16 protein-coding genes are annotated in these 18069 nt (G+C 66.9%); 4 read left to right on the top strand and 12 right to left on the bottom strand.

Going from position 1 to position 18069, the window contains the following annotated elements; translation table 11 throughout:
- Nucleotides 1–12: 12 nt before the first annotated feature.
- The 3 genes from HALO32_RS14075 to HALO32_RS14065 are packed head-to-tail and all read right to left on the bottom strand — an operon-like array spanning nt 13 to nt 2422.
- A complete protein-coding gene (locus HALO32_RS14075) occupies nt 13–945 on the bottom strand; it encodes a 5-oxoprolinase subunit C family protein (RefSeq protein ID WP_151444508.1) in 933 nt (310 codons plus the stop codon).
- Nucleotides 942–1670 carry a 5-oxoprolinase subunit PxpB gene (pxpB, locus tag HALO32_RS14070; protein WP_151444507.1) on the bottom strand — a complete coding sequence of 243 codons (729 nt, stop codon included), beginning with the start codon at nt 1668–1670 and terminating at the stop codon, nt 942–944. Before pxpB ends, HALO32_RS14075 begins: the two co-directional genes overlap by 4 nt.
- Nucleotides 1667–2422, bottom strand: a complete 756-nt coding sequence (locus tag HALO32_RS14065; RefSeq protein WP_151444506.1) for a 5-oxoprolinase subunit PxpA — start codon at nt 2420–2422, stop codon at nt 1667–1669. Before HALO32_RS14065 ends, pxpB begins: the two co-directional genes overlap by 4 nt.
- 200 nt (nt 2423–2622) lie before the next feature.
- Between HALO32_RS14065 and HALO32_RS14060 the strand changes: the two genes are divergently transcribed.
- The 3 genes from HALO32_RS14060 to HALO32_RS14050 are packed head-to-tail and all read left to right on the top strand — an operon-like array spanning nt 2623 to nt 5539.
- A complete protein-coding gene (locus HALO32_RS14060) occupies nt 2623–3624 on the top strand; it encodes a TRAP transporter substrate-binding protein (RefSeq protein ID WP_225810017.1) in 1002 nt (333 codons plus the stop codon).
- A gap of 51 nt (nt 3625–3675) precedes the next feature.
- On the top strand, nt 3676–4227 hold the full coding sequence (locus HALO32_RS14055) for a TRAP transporter small permease (protein WP_151444504.1): 552 nt from the start codon (nt 3676–3678) through the stop codon (nt 4225–4227).
- 16 nt (nt 4228–4243) lie between these two features.
- Nucleotides 4244–5539 (top strand): TRAP transporter large permease, encoded by a 1296-nt coding sequence (locus tag HALO32_RS14050; protein WP_151444503.1) that lies wholly within the window; start codon nt 4244–4246, stop codon nt 5537–5539.
- Between the two features lie 29 nt (nt 5540–5568).
- Here the strand turns inward: HALO32_RS14050 and HALO32_RS14045 are convergent, their stop codons facing one another.
- The 9 genes from HALO32_RS14045 to osmF form a co-directional block, all read right to left on the bottom strand.
- Entirely contained in the window at nt 5569–7392 is a 1824-nt protein-coding gene (locus HALO32_RS14045; RefSeq protein WP_151444502.1) for a protein kinase domain-containing protein, read from the bottom strand.
- Nucleotide 7393: 1 nt separating this feature from the next.
- Nucleotides 7394–8971 carry a bifunctional aminoglycoside phosphotransferase/ATP-binding protein gene (locus tag HALO32_RS14040; protein WP_151444501.1) on the bottom strand — a complete coding sequence of 526 codons (1578 nt, stop codon included), beginning with the start codon at nt 8969–8971 and terminating at the stop codon, nt 7394–7396.
- 293 nt (nt 8972–9264) lie between these two features.
- Nucleotides 9265–10869 carry a dihydrolipoyllysine-residue acetyltransferase gene (locus HALO32_RS14035; protein WP_151444500.1) on the bottom strand — a complete coding sequence of 535 codons (1605 nt, stop codon included), beginning with the start codon at nt 10867–10869 and terminating at the stop codon, nt 9265–9267.
- A 28-nt stretch (nt 10870–10897) separates the two neighbouring features.
- Nucleotides 10898–11875, bottom strand: coding sequence for an alpha-ketoacid dehydrogenase subunit beta (locus tag HALO32_RS14030; RefSeq protein WP_151444499.1), 978 nt, complete (start codon nt 11873–11875; stop codon nt 10898–10900).
- Between the two features lies 1 nt (nt 11876).
- Nucleotides 11877–13091 (bottom strand): thiamine pyrophosphate-dependent dehydrogenase E1 component subunit alpha, encoded by a 1215-nt coding sequence (locus HALO32_RS14025; RefSeq protein ID WP_151444498.1) that lies wholly within the window; start codon nt 13089–13091, stop codon nt 11877–11879.
- A 168-nt stretch (nt 13092–13259) separates the two neighbouring features.
- On the bottom strand, nt 13260–13988 hold the full coding sequence (locus tag HALO32_RS14020) for an ABC transporter permease (RefSeq protein ID WP_151444497.1): 729 nt from the start codon (nt 13986–13988) through the stop codon (nt 13260–13262).
- Nucleotides 13981–14925: an ABC transporter ATP-binding protein gene (locus HALO32_RS14015; protein ID WP_151444496.1), complete on the bottom strand. Its 945-nt coding sequence runs from the start codon at nt 14923–14925 to the stop codon at nt 13981–13983. The genes HALO32_RS14020 and HALO32_RS14015 overlap by 8 nt, the downstream gene beginning before the upstream one ends.
- Nucleotides 14922–16082, bottom strand: a complete 1161-nt coding sequence (locus tag HALO32_RS14010; RefSeq protein WP_225810015.1) for an ABC transporter permease — start codon at nt 16080–16082, stop codon at nt 14922–14924. The genes HALO32_RS14015 and HALO32_RS14010 overlap by 4 nt, the downstream gene beginning before the upstream one ends.
- 7 nt (nt 16083–16089) lie before the next feature.
- Entirely contained in the window at nt 16090–17001 is a 912-nt protein-coding gene (gene osmF / locus HALO32_RS14005) for a glycine betaine ABC transporter substrate-binding protein OsmF (RefSeq protein ID WP_151444494.1), read from the bottom strand.
- Nucleotides 17002–17091: 90 nt separating this feature from the next.
- Between osmF and HALO32_RS14000 the strand changes: the two genes are divergently transcribed.
- Nucleotides 17092–18069, top strand: a complete 978-nt coding sequence (locus tag HALO32_RS14000) for a DUF1853 family protein (RefSeq protein ID WP_151444493.1) — start codon at nt 17092–17094, stop codon at nt 18067–18069.

Here is an 18069-nt window from a genome sequence, read left to right as displayed (position 1 = left end):
CCTGAGGCAGCGTCACGCGAATGCGGTGCGCAAGTGCCGGTAGGCCGCCAGGGCCTGCTCGGCCGAGACCGCCCTTAGCCGTACTGCCTGTCCCGGCAGGCACTGCGCCAGCCGTGAACAGGCCAGCGGCGTGAGTGCCCCGAGCCTGGGATAGCCGCCGATGGTCTGGCGATCATTGAGCAGGGCAATGGGCTGGCCATCGGGCGGAACCTGCACGGCTCCCAGGCCGATTCCCTCGGAGATCATGCTGGGCATCCGGCATTGCAGCCGCGGGCCGGTGAGGCGAACCCCCATGCGATCGGCACGATCGTCCACTTGCCAGGGCGCGTTGAACGCCTGAAAGAGGCTATCCCCGCTGAATTCGCCTACCTGGGCACCCGGCAATAGCGCCAGCTCGGCCGCACCCCCATAGTCATATCGCTCTTCCCGAGGGGCCTCGCTTCCGGAGGAAGCGCGACGCGGCGTGACCTTCAGACAATCACCCTCGGCCAGCCGGTGCCCCTGACCGTCATGGCCGCCCAGCCCCTCGCGCACCACACAGGCGACGCTGCCAAGCACCGGCCGTGCCACGAAACCGCCCGCCACCGCCAGGTAGGCTCTCAGGCCATTGACCGGCGTCGCAAAGGCGAGCCGCTGACCCGCTTTCATGGAGAACGAGCGCCAGACGGCCAGCGCCTCGCCATCCAGGGTCGCCGACAGGTCGGCCCCCGCCACCGCCACGACCAGGTCGCGTTCGGCCACGAGCTCGAGGCCACCCAAGGTCACTTCCAGGACCGGCGTTCCCCAGGCGTTGCCCACCAGATGGTTGGCCCAGGCCCAGCCGTGCAGATCCGCCGGCCCGCCCTGGGTCACCCCCAGCCGGCGTACGCCGAAACGACCGGCATCCTGGAGCAGCGCCAGGGGGCCGGCACGCGTCACGCTCAGGCCGTCTACGGGATGCGTCATCTCCCCTCCTCCATGGGCCGGGTGTCACCTCCCTGGCGCTCGAACTCCGCGCGGTCAATGGGCACGAAGCGCACCCGGTCGCCCACCCGCAGCAGGCTGAACCCCTCCCGGTCGCGGTCGAAGAGCACCGCCGGCGTCCGACCGATGAGGTTCCAGCCTCCGGGGGTGACCGCGGGGTAGGCCGAGGTCTGCCGCCCCGCCACGGCCACGCTACCCGCCGGCACACGACGCCGCGGAGTCTCCAGACGAGGGGCCTCGATGCGGGCGTCAACGCTGCCCATGAAGGCAAAACCGGGGGCAAAGCCCAGGGCGAAGACCCGATAATTTCGCTCGCTATGGCAGGCCACCACCTCCTCGAGGTTCATCCCCGCGAGCTCGGCCAGTCGCGACAGTTCAGGCCCCACCGAGGGATCGTACCAGACAGGCAATTCCTTGACCGGGGCGTCTGACGTCGCCTCGTCAGGCTGCAGCCGCTCGAGGATCTCGGCCAGCCAGCCTCGGGCCTCGCCCGGCGAGAGTCGCAGCGGGTCGAAGACCACCAGCAGGGTGGTATAGGACGGCACCAGATCGACGAGGCGGTCACCGAACGTCGCCTCGCACTCCCTCACCAGGGCGGTGAGCCAGGGCATGTTGCCCTCGTCGATGGCATCGAACAGCCGCACCATCCAGCCGTCCAGCCCGGCGGACTCGAGGCGTGGCAGCCCCTGCGGCAATGCGCCGCTCATGAGGTGCTCGCCAGGCCATCGAGGGCCTCACGGATCGCCTTGATCGCCGCAATCGACTCGGGGTTGTCGCCATGCACGCAGAGGGTATCAGCATCGAGCACGAGGTCGCTGCCGTCGCTGGCCTTTAACGGCTCGCCGCGGGCAATGCGCTGCGCCTGACCGACGATCACCTCGGGGTCATGGTGCACGGCTCCCAGCTCTCGACGGGAGACCAGTCGCCCCTCGGCATCATAGGCGCGATCGGCGAAAGCCTCGAACCACAGCGTCACGCCATGTCGCTCGGCCAGCTCCCGCGCCGCGGCGGGGTCCCGCGTGGCCATCACCATCAACGGCAGACGGGGGTCGAAGGCCACCAGGGCACGCATCACCGCATCGAGGATCTCCGGGTCGCGCATCATGTCGTTGTAGAGTGCGCCATGGGGCTTGATGTAACCGACCTCCAGACCCTCGGCCCGGCAGACCCCGGCCAGGGCACCGAGCTGGTAAAGCACCAGATTCTCGACCTCCTCGGCCGAGCAGGCCATGGAGCGACGACCGAAGCCGACCATGTCCGGATAGGCGGGATGGGCGCCCACGGTGACGCCATGGCGCTTGGCCAGGCGCACGGTCATGCGGATCACGTCGGGATCGGAGGCGTGGAAACCGCAAGCCACATTGGCCAGGTCCACATGCGGCATCACCTCGTGGTCCAGGCCCATGACCCAGGGACCGAAACTCTCGCCCATATCGGCGTTGAGCAGCAGGGTCTTCATGATGGTCCACCTCCTCTGCGATGATTTGCCAGAATCTATCAAGGTTTCATCGACAAGACATCGCGGTTTAGGCGCATATCGTTGATTCGGCATGGGTCACCGCTCCGCCTCTCTTCGCGAACAGTCGCTAGACTCCTTGTGGAAGGCCCGCTGCTCGATATCCCGCAGCGACCCCCATGACCCGACACGAGGTAATGCCCATGACTGCCCGCTATCCCTTCCTTGCTCTGACCACGGCTGCCGCCCTCGGTATCAGCCTAGCCACCCTGGGCAGCACCGCCCAGGCCGCAACCGAATGGGACATGCCCACCCCCTACGGTGACATGACCTTCCACACCGTCAATATCCGCGAGTTCGCCGACGACGTGCGCGAGGCGACCGATGGCGAACTGGACATCACCGTGCACTCCAACGGCTCGCTGATCGGCCATGCCGAGATCAAGAACTCGGTGCGTCGCGGCATCGTGCCCATCGGCGAACTGATCATGTCTCGCCTGGCCAACGAGAACGCGATCTTCGAGGTCGACTCGGTACCCTACCTGGCGACAGGCTACGAGGATGCTCAGAGCCTCTGGGAAGCCTCACGGGAGATCATTGCCGAGGAGCTCGCCGCACAGCAGCTGCGTATTCTCTTTGCCGTGCCCTGGCCGCCCCAGGGCATCTACACCCAACATGCCCTGGAGGAGCCGGACGACCTGAAGAACCTGAGCATGCGCGCCTACAACACCGCCAGCGAACGGATTGCCCAGCTGGTCGGCGCCGTACCGACTCAGGTTGAAGTGCCGGACATCCCCACCGCCTTCAGCACCGGCCGCGTCGATGCCATGATCACTTCCCCGGCCACCGGCGCCGACACCAAGGCGTGGGACTACCTGAGCCACTTCAACCATGCTCAGCTGTGGCTGCCCAAGAACATGGTGATCGTCAGCGATCAGGCCTTCTCGCGTCTCGACGAAGCCACCCAGCAGGCGGTGCTGGACGCCGCCGCCGAGGCCGAGACCCGCGGCTGGGAGATGAGCCGTCAGGAAACCGACGATGCCCTCGCGGTGCTCAAGGAGAACGGCATCGAGGTCAGCGAGCCGACGCCCGAGCTGGCCGCCCTGCTCAAGGAGGTCGGCGAGACCATGACCGAGGAGTGGGCCGGCCGCGCCGGTGACCAGGGGGCCGCCATCCTCGAGGCCTATGAGGCCGCCCGCGACTGATGCCCACCCCGCCGGGGCGCCCAGCCCCGGCACCTGCTTGCGGTTTCTGCCATGACCTATCGTCTCAGAGCGCTCTACAACCTGGGCGGCTACCTGGCCGCCCTCTGCCTGATCCTGATCTGCACCCTGATCACCGCCCAGATTCTCGGCCGCATCATCGACCGCATCGCCACCGGCATCGGCGGTGATCGCATCGGCCTGGCGATTCCGGGCCTCTCGCAGATCTCCGGCTTCCTGCTGGTCGGCGCCAGCTTCCTGGGGCTCGCCTACACCTTCGTGCATGGCGGCCATATTCGCGTGACGCTGTTGATCGGGCGACTTCCGCCCACGCCGCGGGCCTTCGTCGAGCTCTTCTGCCTGAGCATTGCCCTGGTGCTCGGCCTCTATCTCGGCTGGTACCTCTACTGGCTGCTGGCCGACAGTATCGCCTTCAACGAGACCTCCTACGGCCTGGTGAATATCCCGCTGTGGATCCCCCAGTCCGCGATGCTCTCCGGCATCGCGCTGTTCTGCCTGGCGCTGGCCGAGGCCTGGCTGGCCACCCTGATGACCGCCGTGACCCGGCCCTCCACCTTCACCATCGACGACAGCGGCCAGCAATGAGCCCGGGAGGTACCAGATGCTCACGATGATGGCGGTCCTCTTCACCGCCCTGCTGGTGCTGCTCGGCAGCGGCGTCTGGGTGGCCTTCTCGCTACTGGGGCTGGGCTGGCTGGGCCTCTCGCAGTTCACCTCGGTGCCCACCGGCGACGTGCTCGCCTCGAATGTCTGGGGCGACAGCTACAGCTGGGCGCTCACCGCCCTGCCGATGTTCATCTGGATGGGCGAGATCCTGTTCCGTTCGCGGCTCGCCGATGACATGTTCACCGGCCTGTCACCCTGGATGCAGCGCATCCCGGGGCGCCTGCTGCATACCAACGTCATCGGCTGCGGCCTGTTCGCTGCCGTCTCCGGCTCCTCGGCGGCGACATGCGCCACCATGGGCAGGATGACCATTCCCGAGCTCACCCGCCGCGGCTATGACGAACAGCTGATCATCGGCACCCTGGCCGGCTCGGCGACCCTCGGCCTGCTGATCCCGCCCTCGATCATCCTGATCGTCTATGGCGTGGCCACCGACCAGTCCATCGCTCGCCTCTTCATGGCTGGCATCTTTCCGGGCCTGCTGCTGATCTCGCTGTTCACCGCCTACCTGATGCTCTGGTCCTGGCGCTTCCCCGACAAGATTCCGCCCGCCGAGACTGGCCTGCCGCTGGGCGAGAAGCTGCGCCGGACGCGCCGGCTGATACCGCTGCTGGCGTTGATCGTCGGGGTCATCGGTTCGATCTATGCCGGTCTTGCCTCGCCCACCGAGGCGGCGGCCGTGGGGGTGGTGCTGTCGCTGCTGCTGGCCCGGGTCCAGGGCACCATGGATCGCACGGTATTCCGCGACGCCCTGCTCGGGGCGGTGCGCACCTCGACCATGATCGCCTTCATCCTCGCCGGCGCCTCCTTCCTCACCGCCGCCATGGGCTTTACCGGCCTGCCCCGCGAGCTCGCCGCCTGGATCGGCACCATGGGACTGTCGCCGTTCATGCTGCTTGCGGCACTGACGCTGTTGTTCATCCTGCTGGGCTGTTTCCTGGACGGCATCTCGGTGGTGGTGCTGACCACCTCGATCATGCTGCCCATGGTCGAGGCCGCGGGCATCGACCTGATCTGGTTCGGCATCTACCTGGTGGTGGTGGTGGAAATGTCGCAGATCACCCCGCCGATCGGCTTCAACCTCTTCGTGCTGCAGGGGATGACGGGGCGCAATATCCTCTCGATCGCCTGGGCGGCCATGCCCTTCTTCTTCTTGATGATGCTCGGTGTGGTGCTGATCAGCCTCTTCCCCGGCATCGTCACCTGGCTGCCGCAGGCCATGGGCAAGTAATTGCGTGACAGGCGCGAAACGTCCTTGATCTACTCGACGACCCGCCGAGGATCACGAGGATAGAAGCGTTCGGGCTGTCGCTCGATATGGGCGAAGAAGCGCGTGTCCTTGTAGGGCATTTTCATGAAGCCAGAGACCCCGAGCCCCTCGATCAGCCCCACGGCGTCGAGAATGTCATCCAGACGACGCCGGAACTCCTCCTCCCGGGAGGGGTCGAGCAGCCGGTAGTGGCTATGGATCTTGAGGTGCTGGGGCAGCGCCTCGAAGATGATCATGCCCGTGTGATGAATGTCGTTCAGCGCCTCCAGCGAGGCGATGATCGCCTCGGGCAGCACCAGAAACTCCTCCGGGTCGGGACCATCCTCGAAGTAGCTGTGCAGGCGCGAGCGGTCCTCGAATTCGGGTACCGCGCTGACCTCGTAGTGCAGGCGCATGCCGGGCAGGGGCACGAAGGGCGCCTCGACGTTCTCCCGATCCAGGTGCAGGGTGTCGCGGGCGTTGAACAGGCAGCTCTTGAAGATGCCGCGGCGATGGATCGCCCGGGCGAGGGTCACCATGTTGTTGACCGCGGCGATGAAGGCGCCGCGCCGCTCCGGATCATGCAGGTTGAGCGAGGTGTCGATATAGACCCCGTCGACCTCCCAGCGCACCGCCAAGCCCCCCACCACCGGGTACTTGCCCAGCCGGCTCACCGCCGCCAGGAAGGCCTTCTCCGTCTCGCCCATGTTCTGCATGAAGTTCTTGTAGTAGCGATCGAGCTGGACGTCGTTGATGTCGTTGAGGGTCTCGTGCCCCCCCTCCTCGCGCAGGAAAGACTTGCGCGAGCTGTAAACCACGGTATCGATCTCATGATTCGCCGGGCGACTCCAGACCGGCACCAGGGGGACCTCCTGCGGGGTGGGCAGGTCAAGCATCACCAGTCGGGCAAGCCGGGGCATCTCGCGAATGAAGTGGTCGCCGGCCCGCATTCGTGTACGCAGGTCGGGGGCGAGCATGCCGTCGAGCATGCGTGCAAATTCCATGGGCAGCCCCAGCGAGGTCGCGGGAATGGCCCGGTGGCCGAAGCGACAGGACTGCGCCGAGGCCAGGGCATAGAGCGTGGCCGCCGCGCCCTGCTCGTCGAAGCGCGGTGACGATAGCGCCCCGTTGAGCTGTTCCTCGCCGATGAAGTAGACGTCCCCCAGTCGTGCGTTGGTCTGCTGCAGGTTGTCCGACATCAGCTCCATGACATTGGTCGCCACAAACTGCAGGCTGGCATCGAGCTGGGCGAAGACCGAAGACCCCCAGTCGATCAGGGCGATGGTCTCGCGGGCCTCATCGAAGACCAGGTTGGAGGGCTTGATGTCGCCATGCACCACCGGCTTGCCGGCCGGCCCGCTCTCGCGGCGCAGGGCGCGCAGGATATCGGCCAGCTGGTCGGCAATACGCACCACCAGGCGTGGTGACAGGCGGCCTTCGTGCAGCGAGACCTCCTCCATGTTGAAGCCCGGGGCACGCTGCATCACCAAGACCGACTGGCTGCGCACCCGCTGGAAGACGATCAGCTTGGGCACGCGGGGATGATCGACCTGCTCCAGCATGAAAGCCTCCTCCTCCAGGCGGTCCTGGAGGTGCTGAGGCAGGTTGACGCGCGTGAACTTGAAGACGTACTGCTCGCCTAGCTCGGTCAGCCCGGCGAAGACGAAGCCGTAGGCGCCCTTGCCGATCAGCTCGATATTCCGATAGCCCAGCTGTTCCAGCTGGGCCTGGCACAGCGCCACCCACTCCTTGAGCTTGCGCGCGTCGTCATGGCTGAGCAGATAGATCGACTGCTCTTCCGGAATGTAGAACTGCTGGAGGGACGCCTGGGTCATGTCAGGGCGTCGCCTGCGTGCCGAGCAGCCGCTCGCGGACCTGTCGAACCACGGGTCGGGCATCGCGCAGGTCTGCCGTCTCGACGCGCAGGCAGTAGGCTTGCTCCGCCTCGGCCAGGGGACGCGCATCGACCTGTTGACGCTCCATGATCTGTTCGTCCGCCTCGGAGGGGTCGCCGCCCGCTGCCGCTCGCTCACGCAGCCGCTGGCGCCGCTGCTCCTCGGCCGCGCAGCATTCGAGCAGCAGGTAGGGCACATCCTGTGCGCTGGCGACCTCGATCAGCTGGTCCCGCTGTGCCCGATCCAGAGCCGCGGAGTCGACGATGACGGGATAGCCGGCTGCCAGGGCGTCGGCGGCCAGGTCGGCCAGACGCCGGTAGGTATCGCGGGTGGCTTGCGGTGTATAGAGGTTAAGTTCGTGCCGGGCGTGGCTGTCGGCCAGCGGCGTCAGCCCGAACTGTCGCTTGCGCTCCACGTCGGAGCGTAGCCACAAGAGCCCCAGCGACGCCGACAGGCGCTGGCTCAGCCAGCTCTTGCCACTACCCGAGACGCCAGTGGTCACCAGCAAGTAGGGCTGGCGAGGCTGGGCATAGCGCTCCGCCAGGTCGATGTAGGACTGGTAGGTATCGAGCAGGCGAGCCTGTTCAACGGCGTCCAGGTTCGAGCTGCCGCAGGTGAGCAGCGCGATCTTGGCGCGCACCGTGGCCCGGTAGGCCTTGTAGAAGTCGAGCAGCGGCAGGCAATCGAAATCACCGTATCCCTGCAGATAGCGGTTCAGTACCCGGTTGGCCAGCTCGGCCGCTCCGCGATGCTCCAGATCCATGAGCAGGAAGGCCAGGTCGTTACTGGTGTCGATCCAGCGCAGGCCGTCACTGAACTCGATGCAGTCGAACACCCTGACCTCACCGCGGTAGAGCACGATGTTGGCCAGGTGCAGATCGCCATGACACTCGCGGACATGCCCTTCCCGGTGGCGACGTCTCAACTCCGGATCCAGCTGTTCGAGGCTCTCGCGCGTCCAGACCGCCAGACGCTCCAGCTGGTCATGCTGCTGCGGGTCGTCGAGCAGCGGTCGGATCTGTTCGACGTTCTCTTCGGCATCCGCCCGCACGCGCGCCGGAGAGCCCAGTGCGTCGTCACGGGTCGCCGGCACGCCCTGATGGAAGGCGGACAACTGGTCGGCCAGGGCGTCAAGGTGCCCCACGTCCAGGCGTCCCTCCTCCTGCAGTCGGTCCAGCATCTGTGCCGTGTCGAACTGGTGCATGCGGATGGCATACTCGAAGGGTTTACCCTCGCCGCCCAGCCGCGGCGCCTCCTGGCTCCCGGTGATCGGCACGACATCCAGATAGAGCTCCGGGGCCAGGCGACGATTGAGGCGAACTTCCTCGGCGCAGAAGTGGCGGCGCTGGGCCAGGGTGGAGAAGTCGAGAAAGCCGAAGTCCAGGGGCTTCTTAATCTTGTAGGCATAGTCACCGGTGAGCAGCACCCAGGAGATATGGGTCTCGTGCAGTTCGACATCGCTGACCGGGTGAGCGTAGCACTCGGGATCCTGCAGCGCCTGGATCAGTTCACGACTCATGGAGAGTCTCCTGTTGGGGAGGGTAGCGTCACGAGTGTAGAGAATGGGCGGCGGTGAACCAAGCCGAAGGGGACCGCGACCAGGACTATCGCAGATGGACGAAACGCTCGAGGCTGTTCCGGCGACAGGCCGCCGGGGAGGCGCTGTGAACCCCTCCCTGGGCGCTACCGATGCCATCCATGGCATAGGACCTCCCCTTTGACCTGTCCCCGGCGCCTCTCGCTTCGGGTAACGGCGATTGCCTCGGGACCACGACCAGGGGACGTAACGCCCGCCCTGGCCACGGTGGTGACTCAGCCCAGATGCAGCAGCATCGTCTCGGGCGCTTCCAGATAGCCCTTCCAGGCGTTGCAGAAGCGGGCAATGGTGCCGCCGTCGATCAGGCGATGATCCCCCGCCCAGGTCACGGTCATGATCGCCCGCTTGACCACCTTGTCCTGCGCGTCGAAGCGCGGCAGCCACTGGGTCTTGCCGATGGCGACGATCGCCACTTCCGGTGCATTGATGATCGGCGCCGCATAGGTCCCCCCCAGTGCCCCGATATTGGAGATGGTGATGGTCCCTTCCTTGAGATCGGACGACGCCACCCTGCCCTCGCGCGCCCCGGCGGTCAGCCGCTGGATCTCGCCGGCGATCTCCAGCAGGGTCAGCCGCTCCACCCCCTTGACGTTGGGCACCATCAGCCCCGCCTTGCCATCCACGGCCATGCCGATATTGCAGGACGGCAGGTAGTGGATCTCGTCGCCCGCTTCGTTGAGGCGGCTGTTGAGAATCGGGAAGTCGCGGATCGCCAGCGCCATGGCCTTCATAAAGAAGGGCATTAACGTGACCTTCGTACCTCGCGCCTCTGCCTCGGGCTTGAGGCGCTCGCGCATCGCCAGCAGATCGGTGACGTCGAGCTCCTCGCCGTACTGGAAGTGCGGGATCGTCGAGGCCGAGGCCACCATCTGGCGGGCCATGGCGGCACGCATGCCGCGCAGCGGCTCAGCGCGCACCTCCGCCTCGCCGGCCGATGCTCGAGCGGAAGGAGCCGCTTCCCCGGCGGATGTCGACGCCGCCGCGCTCGTATCGCCGCGCTCCAGGAAGGCCTGAACGTCCTCTTTCAGCACACGACCCTGCTTGCCGGACCCCGGCACCTCCTCGAGGCGCAACCCCAGCTCGCGCAGCAGGCGCCGTACCGCCGGGCTCGCCGGAATCCGTCCATGGGGGCCGAGGCCACTGGCCTGCGGCGCCGCCGACAACGGGGTCGCCGCCCTCGCCGGTCGCGGGGCCGGCTCGGCGGGGGGCGACGGGGTCGCGGCGGCTTCGCTCGTCTCCTCGGCGTGCGCCGGGGCATAGGCGAACAGCGGCGCGTGGACCTTGGCGATCTCGCCCTTGGCCACGTGCAAGCGGGTGACGCGTCCCGCCTCGGGGGCGGTGATCTCGACCAGCGCCTTGTCGGTCATCACATCCACGACCGGCTGGTCTTCCTCGATGTCGTCGCCCTCGGCGATGCGCCACTCCACCACCTCGCACTCGACGATTCCCTCGCCGATATCCGGCAGGATAAAGTCCTTGCTGGCACTGCCGGGTGACGATGCCGTCGACGAAGCCGGCTCTGACTGAGCGCCCTCTTCCTTGTGGGAGTCGGACGGCTGAGCCTTCGCCTTCGCGTCCGACTCCTCCTCGACCTCGTAGGCAAACAGCGGCGCATGAACCTTGGCGATCTCGCCCTTGGGCACATAGAGCCGGGTGACTCGCCCCGCCTCCGGTGCGGTGATCTCGACCAGTGCCTTGTCGGTCATCACCTCGACCACCGGCTGGTCCTCCTCGATCACGTCACCCTCGTTGATGCGCCACTCCACCACCTCACACTCCACGATACCTTCGCCGATATCGGGCAGCTTGAAATCCGTCATCTTGTCTCTCCTGTCCTGAGCCCGGTCGTCAGAAATTCACGGTGGCGCGGATGGCCTCGACGATCTTCAGGTGATCCGCCAGGTACTCCTTCTCCAGCGTCAGAGGGAAGGGCGTATCCATGCCGGTCACCCGAGCAATGGGTGATTCCAGGTACAGGAAGCAGCGCTCCTGAACGACCGCGGCGATCTCCCCGGCGAACCCCCCGGTGCGTGGCGCCTCGTGGGTGACCACCAGCCGGCCCGTCTTGAACACCGACTCGGCCACGCTGTCCTGGTCCCAGGGCAGCAGGCTGCGCAGGTCGATCACCTCGCAGGAGATGCCGTCCTTCTCGGCCAGTTCCACGGCGCGGTCGATCACCTCCATCTGGGCGCCCCAGCCCACCAGGGTCACGTCGGTACCCTCCTTGGTCACCTCGGCCTCGCCGAGGGGCAGTTGGTAGTCCTCCTCCGGCACTTCACCGACGGACGCCCGGTAGAGACGCTTGGGCTCGAAGAAGATCACCGGATCCGGGTCACGGATGGCCGCCAGCAGCAGGCCCTTGGCCTGGTAGGGATCGCGGGGGATCACGACCTTGAGACCGGGCGTGTGCGTGAAGTAGGCCTCAGGCGACTGGGAGTGATAGAGACCCCCGGCGATACCGCCGCCGTAGGGCGCGCGAATGGTCAGGCCGCCGACGTTGAAGAGGTCACCGGAGCGGTAGCGAAACTTGGCCGTCTCGTTGACGATCTGGTCGAAGGCCGGAAAGATGTAGTCGGCGAACTGGATCTCCGCCACCGGCACCGAACCCTGGGCGGCCAGACCGTTGGCGAAGCCGATGATGCCCTGCTCCACCAGCGGGGTATTGAAGCAGCGCGCGCGGCCGTACTTCTCCTGCAGATGGCTGGTGGCACGGAAGACGCCGCCGAAGCTGCCCACGTCCTCGCCGAAGCAGAGCACCTTGTCGTCCTCGCCCATGGCAATGTCCAGGGCGTTGTTGATGGCCTGCAGCATGTTCTTGGTCGGCATCTCACTCCCCTCCCTTGGCAGCGACATCGTCACCGGCGCGCACGTCCGGATCCAGGGAGCGCGCGCCCTTCGGGTAGGCGTCCGGGTACTGGCGGATATGGGTCTTCAGCGCGTCGAGCTGACGCTGCAGCTCCGGGGTAACATCCGCATAGACATCGGTCACCAGGCTGTCAAGGGGCGGCGGCGGGCGCTTCTCGGCGCGCTTCATGGTCTCCAGCACCTCGCGGCGCAGGCTCTCCTGGAGGGCCTTCTCCTCGTCATCGTTCCACCATCCCAGGTCGATCAGCCAGCGCTGCATGCGCAGGATGGGATCCTTCTCCCGCCAGGCTTCCTCCTCCTTCTTCGAGCGATAGCCCGAGGGGTCGTCCGAAGAAGAGTGGGCGGCCAGGCGGTAGCTCATGGCCTCGATGAGCACCGGCTTGTTGTTCTCCACGGCGATCCGGCGCGCCTCCTGGGTGGCCGAGTAGACCGCCAGGATGTCGTTGCCATCGACGCGAATCACGTGCATGCGATAGCCGAAGGCGCGTGGCGCCACGCCATCGGCGGCGAACTGCTCGATGGACGGCGTCGAGATCGCATAGCCATTGTTGCGACAGAAGAAGATCACCGGTACCTCGTGCACCGCCGCCATGTTCAGGGCGGCGTGGAAATCGCCCTCGGAGGCGGCGCCTTCGCCGAAGAACACCGTGGTGCACTTGCCGTCGCCGGCGAGCTTCTGGCCATAGGCGTAGCCGGTGGCCTGGGGAATCTGGGTGCCCAGCGGCGACGAGATGGTCATGTAGTGCAGCTTGCGCGACCCGTAATGGATCGGCATCTGGCGGCCCTTGCCGTAGTCCAGTTCGTTGCCGAACAGCTGGTTCATGAACTCGTCGAAGGTGAAGCCGCGATAGACCAGGGCCCCCTGCTCGCGATACTGGGCCATGATCATGTCGGCATCATCCAGCGCCGCCGTGGCGCCGACCACGGCGGCCTCCTCGCCGGTGCACTGCATGTAGAAGGAGAGCCGCCCCTGGCGCTGGGCGGCGAGCATCCGCTCGTCGAGCACGCGGGTGGCCACCATGGCGTGATAGATGGCCAGCGCCTTGTCGTGCTCCAGGTCGGGTGCCCTGGCGCCATCGAAGAGGGTGCCGTCCTGCTTGAGCAGCCGGAAGGTGGGAATGCTGAACTCGTCACCGGCCAGGAAGGTCGGCTCGTGAATATCCGCTGTTGTTGTCATCGTCGTGATCCTGTGCCCCTTTTGAGGGCAGTGTTGTCTTTAATGTTCCGATTCGCCAGAGGGTCGCCCCGGGGTCGGTCAACGCAACAAGATTGACGTTAACGTAAACTGGCGAGCTTGGGTAGACCCGAAAAGTCGAAATGATGAGCGCATGTCTCTGCCGTCCAATCAGCGGGAACCGGCTAGAGGCAGTCGGCTGAAGAGGCTATCCACGCTGACGGCCAGCAGGCCGATCAGCAGCGCCCCCTGGACCACATAGGCGGTGTTGCCGTTGACGATCCCCGAGATGATCGGATCGCCGAGATTGCTCGCCCCCACGGTGGCGCCGATGGCCGCCGTGGCGATGTTGATGGTCACCGAAGTGCGGATGCCGGCCAGTATCACCGGCGCGGCCAGCGGCAGCTCCACCTGGCGCAGGATCTGGCCGCCGCTCATGCCCATGCCTCGGGCCGCCTCCATGACGCCGGGGTCGATGCCCTCGAGGCCGGCCAGGGTGTTGCGCACGATCGGCAGCAGGCCATACAGCAGCAGCGCCACGATGATCGGCAGGGTGCCGAAGCCCAGCACCGGCACCGCCAGCGCCAGCACCGCCACCGGCGGAAAGGTCTGGCCAATGGAGGCCAGCTGACTGACCAGCGGCAGGAAGTCCCGCCCCCAGTCGCGGGTCGCGGCAATGGCGGCCCCCACGCCCAACAGGATGGCCAGCACCGCCGCCACGCTGACCACCAGCAGGTGGCGCCCCAGCAGGGTGACGAAATCGGCACGAGCGTAGATCACCTGGCGGCTGTCGGCCTCGATCCAGCGAAACACTCCCTCCAGCTGCCCCATGCCGAAGGTGGCCACCAGCAGCAGTGCCAGCCAGCCCAGCGGCACGACCCAGCGGCGACCCTTACTCATCGCTGCGCACTCCCACCAGGCGACGCAGGGAGAGTTCGCCCACCGGCAGATCATCGTCATCCACCACGGTGAGCCGTTCGGCATGCCGCCACAGCATCACCGAGAGCGCTTCGCGCAGGCTGGCGTGCTGGCCGATCCGCTCGCGGGCCAGCAGGCGCGGCCCCAGCGGCAGCATCCGTTGACTGACCGGCAGCAGCGCCGCCTCCTTCAGGCCGCGATCCTCGCCCCCGAGCAGCGACTCGACGAAGCCATCCGCCGGTTCGCGAAGCAGCGCCAGGGGCCGTCCCTGCTGCACGATACGCCCCTGATGCATCACCACCAGATGGTCTGCCAGCCGCAGCGCCTCGTCCATGTCATGGGTGACGAAGACGATGGTCTTGTGCAGCCGGGACTGCAGCTCACGCAACTCGTCCTGCAGGCTCTGCCGGGTAATCGGATCCAGGGCGCCGAAGGGCTCGTCCATCAGCAGGATATCCGGGTCGGCGGCCAGGGCCCGGGCGACCCCCACCCGCTGCGCCTGGCCGCCAGAAAGCTGGTGGGGGTACTTGCCGGCGAACGCCTCCATGGCAAGCCCCAGCAACGCCATCAGTTCCTCGACCCGCGCCTGGACCTTCGCCTTCGGCCATTTGAGCAGGCGCGGCACCAGGCCGATATTGCGGGCCACCGTCCAGTGGGGAAACAGGCCCGTGCTCTGGATCGCATAGCCCATGCGCCGGCGCAGGGTCTCCTCGCGAAAGGCGCGGATCTGCTGGTCGTCGATATGGATCTCGCCCTCGCTGTGCTCGATCAGCCGATTGATCATGCGCAGCGTGGTCGACTTGCCGCAGCCGGAGGTCCCCACCAGCACGCAGAGCTCTCCTCGGGCCACGCTCAGCGAGATATCATCCACCGCGACGGCGTCACCGAAACGCTTGGTGACATGAATCAGGTCGATCATTCGGCCCCTCCCGGGCGCAGGATATCGGTCAGGGCGCCGAGCAGAGCATCCACCAGCAGCGCCAGCAGCAGAATGGGCAATGCCCCCAGCAGCACCAGGTCCATGGCGGCCTGGCCCAGCCCCTGGAAGATGAAGGTACCCAGGCCACCGGCGCCGATCAGCGCGGCCACGGCGGTAAGCCCGATGGCCTGTACCGTGGTGATACGGATGCCCTCGAGGATCACCGGCAGCGCCAGCGGCAGACGCACCTGGCGGAACACCTGGCCCCGGCTCATGCCCATGCCGCGCGCGGCATCGATCACCCCGGGATTCACCGCCTCCAGGGCGACGAAGGTGTTGCGCACCATGGGCAGCAGGCTGTAGCCCACCAGGGCCAGCAGGGCCGGGGCCCAGCCGATCCCGCTGACGCCCAGTGCCGACAACCAGTCGACGTTGGCCGACAGCCAGGCGAGCGGTGCCAGCAGCAGGCCGAAGAGCGCAATGCTGGGGATCGTCTGCAGGAAGTTGAGCATGCCGAAGCCCGCCTTCTGTACCCCGGGCCAGCGGCGCATGGCCAGCGCCAGCCCCACACCGAGCACCAGGCTGGCCCCCACGGCCACGCCGACCAGCAGCAGGTGCTCGCCGACCGCCCCGAGAAACTGGCCGCTACGCCCGCGATACTCCTGCCACAGCGCCAGGGGCTCGAGCCAGCGGGCAAGGCACAGCGCCGCGCTCGCCAGGGGGGGAAGCAGCAAAGCCCAACCCAGTAGCCGCGACAGGACCAGGCGAGTGCGCAGCTCGATCAGCGCCAGCAGCAGCAGGAACAGCACCCCCCAGATACCGGCGCCGATACCCAGCCGGGCCTGAGGGGCATCGACCAGGGTAACCGCCGACAGCGCCAGCCAGGCCGGCAGCGCCGACAGCATCAGGACCACCAGCACCAGGGCCAGCAGGAGATGGCGCCGAGCAGGGCGCCAGGCAAACCCGGCCAGCGCCAGCCAGGGCAGCGCCGTGGCCAGGGCACCGCCTGCCCCGATGACCTCGTCGACTCGATAGCCGGTGCCTGGCACGATGCGATTGGCGGCCACGCTGACCGTGTCCAGGCCCAGCCAGGCCGCCAGGGCGACCAGCGTCAGACTCAGCAGGACGACGTTGGGGCCGGATTTCTCCAGGCGCAAGACGGCCTCAGTCGTCCAGGGTATCGAGGAAGTCGGCGGCGACCGCGGAAGGAGCTCGACCGTTCACCGCCACGTCGCCGTTGAGACGCTGCAGGGTCTCGAGGTTCAGAGCCTGGAAAACCGGCTCGAGCAACGACTCGATCTCGGGGTAGGTCTCGAGCACCGCCTCGCGCACCACCGGGGCGGGCTGATAGACCGGCTGGACCCCCAGGGTGTCATCCATGACCACCAGGTCCAGGGCCTGCAAGCCACCGTCGGTACCGTAGGTCATGGCGGCATTGACGTCACTGGTCTGCTGGGCGGCGGCCCGCATGGTGGCGGCGGTATTGCCGCCGGAGAGCACCAGCAGCTGCTCTCCGGTGAGTTCGAAGTCGTAGGCCTCCTGGAAGGCCGGCAGCGCCTGGGGCGACTCGATGAACTCGGCACTGGCGGCCAGCTTGAAGGCCCCTCCGTCGTCGAGATAGGCCGACAGATCCTCGAGGCTTGCCAGGTCATGTTCACGGGCGAGTTCACCGCGCACGCTGATCGCCCAGGTGTTGTTGGCCTCGGCCGGCGTCAGCCAGACCAGGTCATTCGCTTCGCGATCCTTCTGGCGTACGGTCTCGAGTGCCTTGTCGGCATCGTTCCACACCGGGCTGTCGGTCATATCGAAGAAGAAGGCGCCGTTGCCGGTGTACTCGGGGTAGAGGTCGATCTCGCCGGTGATCAGCGCCTCGCGCACGATACTGGTCCCGCCCAGCTGAAGGCGATCCTCCACCGCGATACCGCCCTGGTCGAGCCGCTGCAGGATCAGTTGGCCGAGTACCGAGCCTTCGGTATCGATCTTGGAGGAGACCACCACGGGATCCTGCGCCTGGGTCGAGAAGGCGATGAGGGTACCGGCGGCCAGGGCCGCGTAACGAGACAGGAGACGAATCATGATGTTCACCCGGTTGCTTGAGAATGTAATCTGAGTATAAGGCCTGTACAGCTTCTCTAACAGACTCCTTGTCAACGCCTGGACATCGTCATGCCTCCACCCGGAAACGGACGCCTCGAGCATTGCCACCACCCGCTGGTTCGCGACCTGGCATGGCTCCTGCTGGCCCCCGACCTGATCGCGATGCCCTGGCCGGGGCGCCCGTCGCGTCGCGATCTGGGCCTGGGCGATGACGAGCGGCTGGCGGCCTGGCTGGGTGAGCGGGAAGTGGCGCCCGATGCCCTGGAGGTACACCTGGCCCCAGCGCTCAGGGGACGCATGGGGCTCTATCATGAGCGGCTATGGCAGTTCCTGCTCGCCGAGTCGCCCGACACCCGGCTGCTGGCCCATAATCTGCGCATCCCCCAGGGCAAGCGCACCCTGGGGGAGCTGGATCTCCTCTATTGCCAGCATGACGATCCCCACCCGGTGCACCTGGAGGTCGCCATCAAGTTCTACCTGGGCCTGCCCCAGGGGCCGGGCGCGGCGGATAGCCAGGCCCGCTGGATCGGCCCGGGCGGCGCCGACAGCCTGGCCGCCAAGCGTGAGCACCTGCATCGCCACCAGCTCACCCTTGCCAGCTCCCCCGAGGCCCGAGAGACCCTGAGGCTGTTGCTATCGCCGCGCTGGCCCACCGGGCCGGATGGGCCAGCGCCTGAGGTGGCAGCCCGTCTGGCGATGCCCGGCGCCCTCTTTTACCCCTGGCACGACAAGATGCCGCCCCCGCGGGAGGCTACCCCCGATCACCTGCGGGGTCACTGGCTGTACGCGCGGGACTGGTACCGGCTGCGCGACGGCCTGCCCGGAGACACCCTCGGCGCCTGGCTGTACAAGCCCCACTGGCTCGCCCTGCCGCGTAGCGAGGCACTGCAGCCGCTACGCGACCTCGAGGCCCAGCTGGCGCAACACTTCACCGCGCCGGCTTACCCCGTCCAGCTCGCCTTGTGGCAACCCGACAGGGGCTGGCGCCGCGTCTTTGTCGTTGCCGATGACTGGCCACGGCAGATCCCTCTTCCGCCGCGCCCCTGA

This window comes from Halomonas lysinitropha (genome assembly GCF_902500215.1).
Taxonomy (GTDB): domain Bacteria; phylum Pseudomonadota; class Gammaproteobacteria; order Pseudomonadales; family Halomonadaceae; genus Halomonas; species Halomonas lysinitropha.
The sequence above is the reverse complement of the archived record's forward strand: the minus strand, read 5'-3'. Positions and strand labels throughout refer to the sequence as shown.